Annotated in this window: 5 protein-coding genes; 4 read left to right on the plus strand and 1 reads right to left on the minus strand. The window is 62.9% G+C overall.

Annotated features, from left to right (window positions below; translation table 11 throughout):
* Positions 1–3,395 (minus strand): nSTAND1 domain-containing NTPase (locus A6A04_RS15935; protein WP_068494638.1); only part of this gene is annotated, 3,395 nt, incomplete at its 3' end.
* A 203-nt stretch (positions 3,396–3,598) separates the two neighbouring features.
* Between A6A04_RS15935 and A6A04_RS15940 the strand changes: the two genes are divergently transcribed.
* The 4 genes from A6A04_RS15940 to A6A04_RS15950 all read left to right on the plus strand — a co-directional run bounded on the left by A6A04_RS15940 (position 3,599) and on the right by A6A04_RS15950 (position 7,662).
* Positions 3,599–5,983, plus strand: a complete 2,385-nt coding sequence (locus A6A04_RS15940; RefSeq protein ID WP_068494641.1) for a FliG C-terminal domain-containing protein — start codon at positions 3,599–3,601, stop codon at positions 5,981–5,983.
* Positions 5,984–6,039: 56 nt separating this feature from the next.
* Entirely contained in the window at positions 6,040–6,420 is a 381-nt protein-coding gene (locus A6A04_RS15945; RefSeq protein WP_156612654.1) for a hypothetical protein, read from the plus strand.
* Between the two features lie 85 nt (positions 6,421–6,505).
* Positions 6,506–7,084, plus strand: coding sequence for an alpha/beta hydrolase family protein (locus A6A04_RS22480; RefSeq protein WP_156612655.1), 579 nt, complete (start codon positions 6,506–6,508; stop codon positions 7,082–7,084).
* Positions 7,081–7,662: a hypothetical protein gene (locus tag A6A04_RS15950; RefSeq protein ID WP_068494645.1), complete on the plus strand. Its 582-nt coding sequence runs from the start codon at positions 7,081–7,083 to the stop codon at positions 7,660–7,662. Before A6A04_RS22480 ends, A6A04_RS15950 begins: the two co-directional genes overlap by 4 nt.
* Positions 7,663–7,897: the final 235 nt, after the last annotated feature.

The following is a 7,897-nucleotide window of genomic DNA, read 5'->3' on the forward strand; positions in this document are numbered from 1 at the left end:
AACTCGGCGACAACCCAGTCCTTCATCTGGCGGCATTCCGCCACCTTCCAGCCCTTGCCGATGAAGATGTCGAAATCATCGATGATGGTGGATTTCAACTCGGCCTCGTTGGCGATCTTCGGCAGCGCCTTCAGGTACCAGGATCGCGCGGTCGCGCCGTCACCCGTCAGCAGGTAGGTGTGACCATGATTGACCATACTGGCGAGACTGTCCGGCACCAAGGAGAGGGCGGCTCCCGTTTCCATGCGCCCCTCGACGAAATTGCCCTGCAGGATCAGAGTCCATCCCAAGGAGTTGTGGGCATCGCCCAGGTCACTTTTCCATTGGGCATTGGCGGGGTCGTGGGCAACAAGGCGCTCGCGGATCGCCAGGCTCTGCCGATTTAGCGCCAGTGCCCCGGCGAGGTCGCCCTGGTACTTGAGGATAAAACCAACATTGTTGTAGCTGACCGACAGGTCGAGTTGCCACTGGGTGTTGGCGGGGGCGCGGGCGGCGAGGCGCTCACGGATCGCCAAGCTCTTGCGATTGAGCGCCAGGGCTCCGGTAACATCGCCCTGGGCCTGAAGAATCCCGCCCACATTGTTGTAGCTGACCGACAGGTCACGCTGCCATTGGGCATTGGCGGGATCGTGGGCGGCGAGGCGCTCGGCGATGTCTAGGCCCTTACGGAATTCCACCAACGCCCCGGCAAGGTCACCCTGGGCCTGAAGAATCCCGCCCACATTGCCGTAGCTCACCGACAGGTCACGCTGCCATTGGGCATTGGCGGGATCGTGGGCGGCGAGGCGCTCGGCGATGTCTAGGCCCTTGCGGAATTCCACCAACGCCCCGGCAAGGTCACCCTGGGCCTGGAGAATACCGCCCACCTTCACGTGGCTGATCGACAGGTCGCTCTGCCACTCGGTGTTGGCGGGGTCGTGGGCGGCGAGGCGCTCGAAGATGGCCAATGACTGCCGGAATTCCGCCAGCGCCCCGGCAAGGTCGCCCTGGCCCACAAGAATATCGCCGCTATTGATCTGGCCAGCAGCCTGATCCCGCAACGCATCCCAATCGGTCGCCGTCGGCGGGAAGCGGTCAAAATAGGCCTTGGCGCGCTGGTTGACGCCGTCCAGCAGGTCGAGACGGCCGACCGGCGCCAGCTTGTCACGCAGATCGTACTGCATGTAACGGATTAAGCCCTCAGCCTCGGCCCGGGCGGCGACGGCCTTGCTTTCTTGAAGACGCGCCTCCCGCTTCTGCTCAAGCGCCATCCAGCCGAAGGCCCCGGCGGCCAAGGCGAGGACAGCGAAGACAACCGCCACCACCCGCAACCGGTTCAGCCGCCGTTTCTCGACGGCACGGGCGGTGATGCCCGAGGTGGTAACGTAGTCCACCACCACCGCGTCCAACTCGCCATGGCGACGCTGCAGCAGATCCTCGGCCTCGGACAACGGCAGGCCGGGATGCAGAAGCAGGCTGGGACGATCGGCGTCACTGGCGCCCTGCCACAACACCGCCGCCTGTTCCAGCCGGGCGCGCAGTTGCAGGTCACTGCGATCTTCGGCGATCTGCTCGCGGGCGCGGTCCCAGTGGGTCAGCACCGCTTCATGCGCCACCCGCAGGCGTGCGTCATCGGCCACCAGCAACCGGGCCTGTTCGCCCAGCAGCGCCGTCACCAGGGCACCGGCCGGAGTGTTGGGCGGGAAGTCGGCCCTTGCCGCCATGCGGGCGGTAGCCTGGCCCTTGGCGCCTTGGCCCACGGTGACCAGGGCACGAAGTACCTGGGGGAAGGCGGCCTGCACATCTTCCGGCAGGGCGGTGAAGACATCCTCGGCCCGGCGGCCGATGGCGCCATTGAGGCCGCCCAGCTCCTCATAGGCGGCGAAGGTCAGTACCCCGTCCTCGGGGCGGCGGCGTTGCCACAGCAGGTCGAGCACATAGGACAGCAGCGGCAGGGCATTGGGATCGCACCCGGCGGCTTCCCGCAGCACATCGTCCAGGCTGGTGCCGCTGGCGGCGTCGGCCTCGAAGCGCAAGCCCGCCTCGCGGGCCGGGCGGGTGATGATCTGGCCCAGCTCGCCGTCGGTAGGCGCGGTCAGCAGATAGCGGGCCTCGCCCGCCGACAGCTCCGCCAGGGCAGGCACGGTCTCCAACCGGTCGAACAGGTCGGAGCGGAGGGTGGCGATCACCCAGACCAGCCCGGAGCGGGCCAGCGCCGCCAGCGCGGCGACAAAGCCCTCGCGCTCGGCCGGGGTGATGGTGTCCAGGGTGAACAATTCTTCAAGCTGATCAACCACCACCAGCAGGCGCGCCTCGGCGATCTCGGTCAGTTTGGCGGCCTCGCCTGCCGCCGCCAGCCCCTGACGCACGGCAAAGACCGCCTGTTTGGGATTGTCGCGCAACTGGTCGGCCAGACTGGCCACGTCGTATTGCAGCCGGGCTAATTCTGGCAGCGCCTCAGGCGCCAACAGGGCGGCGGCAAGGCCGCCGATCAGGTCGCCCTCGCCATCGGCGGGACGCAGGATGGCGTGGCGGCACAGCGCCACCCGCCCGATCATGCCGGACAGTTTGAGATCGGCCAGCACCCCCGCCTTGACCAGGGAGGACTTGCCCGAACCCGAGGCGCCCATCACCAGCACGAAGGCCGAGCCGCGCTCGGCCTGACGGGCCAGCAGCTCACGCACCTCGTTGCGGGCGCGGGTGCGGCCGAAGAATACCGGCGCATGGTCGAGATCGAAGGATTGCAGGCCGCGAAACGGGCTGCCCTGATGCCAGCGAATCCCGGCCGGGCCTTGCTCGGCACTGGTCAGGCGACGGCGGATCAGTTCGCGCAGATGGTTCTCCAACTGCTCCTCGAAGGCGGCGGCATCGGCGAATTCCCACGACGCGGCGGTAAAGGCGCTGCCATCGGCCGAGCGGGTCCAGCGGGTCATGAACTCCTCGACCTGCCGCTTCTGCCCCAGCCGCTCCTGAACCGCGGCCTCGTCTTCCAGGCTGCCGGTGATCTCGGTCTTCTTGCGATAGAGCAGCAGGTCGGGCAGGCGCAGCTCGCGATAGGACGCCAGGGCGTCCTCGAACTCCCATTCGGTGCCGGTGACCGCTCCGCCGCTGAGCGCACCCCGGTATTTGTCCTCGGGCAGGGTCATACCCAGGCGCGACCACAGGATCACCACCACGATATCGGTCTCGTGGGGCGGCACGATGCGGTCCTGGAAATGCTCCCCCGCCACCAACGGCTCGCGCTCCCACAGCATCGCCTCGATACGGAAATGGTAGGAGAATTCACGGTCGAGCCGCTGCACCACTCGCTCGGAGATCAACCGCTCGGGGCGGACATCGGACGGCGACGAGATGAACACCCGGATGGTGGGACGGTCGGTGGAGACGACATCATCGGCCTGGGGAGAAGTGCTCAACGGTCGGCTCCTGTCATGTCCGAAAAACGGGCGGCAACATAACCGTGCTTTATCCAAAATACGGGAACTTCACACTGCCACATGTGAACCATTTCACCGACGCTGCCAACTGCTTCGTTGCTGCAGATGATCTCTTCGCTATTTTGAGGATGAAATCGGCTTGAAGCTCTCTACCATACCATCTGAGCCAGCCGGAGAAGTGCATGGACGACATCGACAAGACCAACGCTACCATCCCACTCACCGCCGGATCGCTGGAAGATGCGATGGCGGTTTGGGATCGGGGGGACTACGAGACGGCGGTGCGGCTGTTGCGACCGCGCGCGGTGCGGGGCGATGTCCATGCACAGTTCACCCTCGGTTTCGCCTACGAACACGGCGACGGGGTGCCTCAGGTTGCCGATGCCGCGATGCGCTGGTATCGCATGGCTGCCGACCAGGGGATGGCGGCGGCGCAGCACCATGTCGGCCTGCTCTACGAAACTGGAAATGGGGTGACACGGGACTACGCCGAGGCACTGCGCTGGTTCCATCTGGCCGCCGACCAGGACGACGCCTATGCGCAGTGCCAGATCGGAGTGCTGTATTCCTGCGGCCTCGCGGTGGAACAGGATTACGCCGAGGCGATGCGGTGGTTCCGAATGGCGGCGGACAAGGGGAACACCGAGGCGCAATTCCGCATTGGTGCCCTCTACGCCTCCGGCCACGGGGTAGAGCAGGACTATTGCGAGGCCATACGCTGGTACCGCCTTGCCGCCGACCAAGGCTTCTGGGCGGCGCAACTCAATATCGCCTCCATGTATGTCGAGGGCCAGGGCGTGGCGCAGGATTTCACCGAGGCCAAGCGTTGGTATGATCTGGCCGATGGCGGCGGCTCCGTCGCAGGGGTGGATATTTTGGCCAGCACCACTCCTGCCTTCGATCATGACGAGGACATGGTGAAGGCCTGGGAGGACATGCTTTCCGATGCGCCGGTTGGCGGTGCTGCCCCTGTCGATGATGACGTGGTCTCCGCCCCCATATCCGAGTTGGAGCAGGTCGCCAGAGAAGGTGATTCCAAGGCGGCTCTGGCTCTCGGCCTTGCCCTGTTGCAATCGCCGGAACAAAATGAACGGGCCAAAGGAACGTGGTGGATCGAGCGTGCCGCCGAGTTGGGGCTGACCGAGGCTCAGACCCGATTGGCCGATCTGTTGGCGACCAAATCATCCCTAGCGGCGTCCCGGTTATACGGCATCGCCAGGAACGAGGAGGTGGCCGCTTGGTGGCGGGCCGTCGCCACTGCCACGCCGCTCCGGCGAAAGCAGATTGAACGCGGCTGGTCGGTTGTAGGCCCGGCAGTGGCCGCCGACCTTGCCGTGGTGCCTGTGGCAGATCTTAAATTTGAGGACATCCCTGGGATCGGCAGCGAGGCGATGCTGAGCCTGCTGCGCCAGACCGCGCCGAAGGATTGGGTCTGGGCCTTGTCCCTGCATGGCTGTGATGGCTCGGCCCGCTTGCGTCATTTCGTCCTGTCGCACCTGCCCGAGCAGGCAGCGCGGACAATGATGCGCGACATTCTGGCGCTGAATGATGAACGCGAGCCAGGGGGCTATCCCTATGCCGATGACCGGATCGTCGGTCGGTTACGCAATTTGATCGACGATGGCGAGGTGGTACTGCCCGCCGCCCTGGCCGAAGACCTGCAAACGCGGGAGCGGGAGTTGGCGGACGCGCTAGGCAACCCGCTCTATGATTTCTCCTGCCGCCGCAAGGAGTTTGAAGCGGCTTATGGACGGCTGGCCCGGCGACCAAGCCGTGGAGCCCCCATGTCACCGCTGGATCATCTTGTGACCTCGCGGACCCGAAGTGGGCCCCTCGGCCAACAAGGTGTCCATGGGAATGATCCGGCGCCGGGATGGTATGCCGATACGCTCGGTGTCCAGCCGAACACAACGATCCGCGTCGCCTGTAGTGCTGTCGGCGAGAACCACCTGTTCGACTTCCTGGCAGGCAGCCCGCCCTTCACCCGCTTCCGCCTGTGGCAGGTCTTTCCCTTTGGTGTGCGACACCGCTTCGCTTCCGCCTCACTGGAACGCGTTGTCGCGGTGGAGATGCATGCTGAGGGCAAGGCGGCCATGGATGACGCCCTGAAGGGGCTGCACCGAGCAGGAACCATCGCATGGTGGTCGGAAGCTGGGGAGCCAAGCTGGATATTTGATGGCGCGCCGCTGCTGATAAATGCGGTGGATTTGCCCGTTGTTGAGGATACATCTGCGCCAGCGGAACCAAGGATCAGTGATGATGAAGAGGCCTTGATGGCGGAATGGGCCGCCATGGCGGGGGAGACGCCGGAATCCCGCGCTCACGGTGCCCCGGATGATGATGCATTCGATGCCTGCCTCGCCGACATCCGTGCCGCCTGCGATGCAATGAAGCCATACGAGGGACAGGCGGCGAAAGAAGCCTCATCTTCCACAACGGCTGAAATCATCCCCATTGCCCATGAGCGATTGTGCCGCGAGGTCGCGATGAAGGGGGCAATCTGCGAGGCCGATCTCTACGTCAAGATTCCCAGGAATTCGCGTGAGACGGAGGATGATCCAGCGTGAGCCGACCACGGATGATCTGTATCCCCCCTGACCTATTCACATCGATTGAGCCTGTCTTGAACAACGCGGGCTGGAAGCGGCTCGATGACGGCAGCTACCGTGATCGTTACCGCTGGAATATGAACCTTGAGGTCTACCAGCAGCTTGATCCCTCAGGTCAAAGCGACGAATTGGCTATTGAATTCAGCAATAACCGAGGAATTAAGGGTGTTCTGATCTGGGGGAGTGAGGCCACGATTGAGACGGTGGTAATGCCGTTGGTTCATGGATTGTGGACCGGAGCGGCCTATGATCTGCCATGGGACCATCCCTCCAATCCATTCCTTCTTCGTCGCACGTCTTTAGAGTTTTTTTGGCATCACTCCATCCACCTATCGGACTGGCAGTGGCCTGATACGGTGCGAGCAGTATTCACCACAGGGTCTATGTGGCCCTGACCAAGAAACCCTGATCCTCATTTTACCTGACATATCCGGTAACGCCGTCGGGGGCCATGACAATTACAGGAATCTGGCACGCAGCTTGGTTTGCCGCCTTGCCGGTGACGTGGTGATCTGCGGCGGTTCGTCGCCAGAGGCGATTACCACAGTGGAAAGAACGTTCGCACAGGAGCTTGTCGATACCCAACGTGTATTGGCCTATTTTCAGCGTGAATGGGCTCCACACGAACCGCCACGCATTGTTCTGATCGGTCATGGTGGGGGCGGAATCGTGGCATTTCTCGCCGCCAAGGAGCTCCCTATCGTCGATACCATTATCACCGTTGGAACGGGCCTGTCAGAGACCGGAACCGACCGCTCTGAGGGGCTGCCAGCGAAAGCTGCCAAACGAGCGATCAGCGGTTTCAAAGGCAGCTTCATCATGCATCAGACCGGGGCAGACGACGTGGTTCTGCCCAGAGATTACGATGCCCTATATGGTGCGGCCAGCAACGCGAGAAATAAGTCGCGTCATCTTCATGATGGTGTCGACCACGCTCTCTCAACCGCGAATGCACCCGGAACCTCATGGTTTGACGAGATTATTCGGGACATATCAGATGTGCTTGCCTTGCGTTGGAAGGGGGAACCTCGGCATTGGCCCCCAGGATGCGATCCGTGACCATAGACATCACTGCCCCTGACCCTCCCGGCCCGTATTTGCAGCACCATGACGCGCGGATGATGGCGTCTAGCCATTTTCTTGGGCTGACTATGGGGGTGGTACCGCTGGTCATTGCCCTTTACCTGCTCGCCACGTCCGGTGCGCCGCGCAATGATGGCGTTTGGTTCCTGCTTGGGCTGTTCTTGGTCTGCGGTATCCCGTTCAGTTGGGTCTATGCCCAGACGCTTCTCAGGATGGCCACCGGACAGGCTGCCGGACTTCAAATCGCAGAGAATGACGACCACGTTGAAATCGTGTTCTTCGCCGGGAAGACCCCGTGCCGGGAGCAGCGGTATTTTTACTCCGAAATCCTGGATCATGGGGTGATGCGAATCGACTTCGGCGTCGGCGTCATCTATCGCCCCTACATTGCCACTCCCGGCCTATTCGGTCGGACGGTAAAGCGATCGATCCCAATGGCTGCGTTTTGTGACCTTCGTCGCTTTACTCCCATCTACATCGATGTGGTCGTCGCCGACCTGACTCGGATATTGGGGCGGCAACAGGCTGACCATCGGCAAGAGCGTCATCCATAGGAGAAGAGGCGGCCACAGCACATTAATGACCATCCACCACCAGAAATCTCTTCCAGCGGAAACGAGATTTCCCCCGAAACAGGTGGTCGCCAGCCCAATTATTGGCTCAGTTTGGCAAGCGCATCCTTTGCAGGGGCAAAACCTTGTTCGGCAGCTTTGATCGTGTCCCTTGGATTGGTGTAACAGCGCAGTCGCCGTTTGATCTCCGGCGGGCTTGGCCGGATTGATCAGGCTG

Origin of the sequence: Paramagnetospirillum marisnigri (genome assembly GCF_001650715.1) — a bacterium.
Taxonomy (GTDB): domain Bacteria; phylum Pseudomonadota; class Alphaproteobacteria; order Rhodospirillales; family Magnetospirillaceae; genus Phaeospirillum; species Phaeospirillum marisnigri.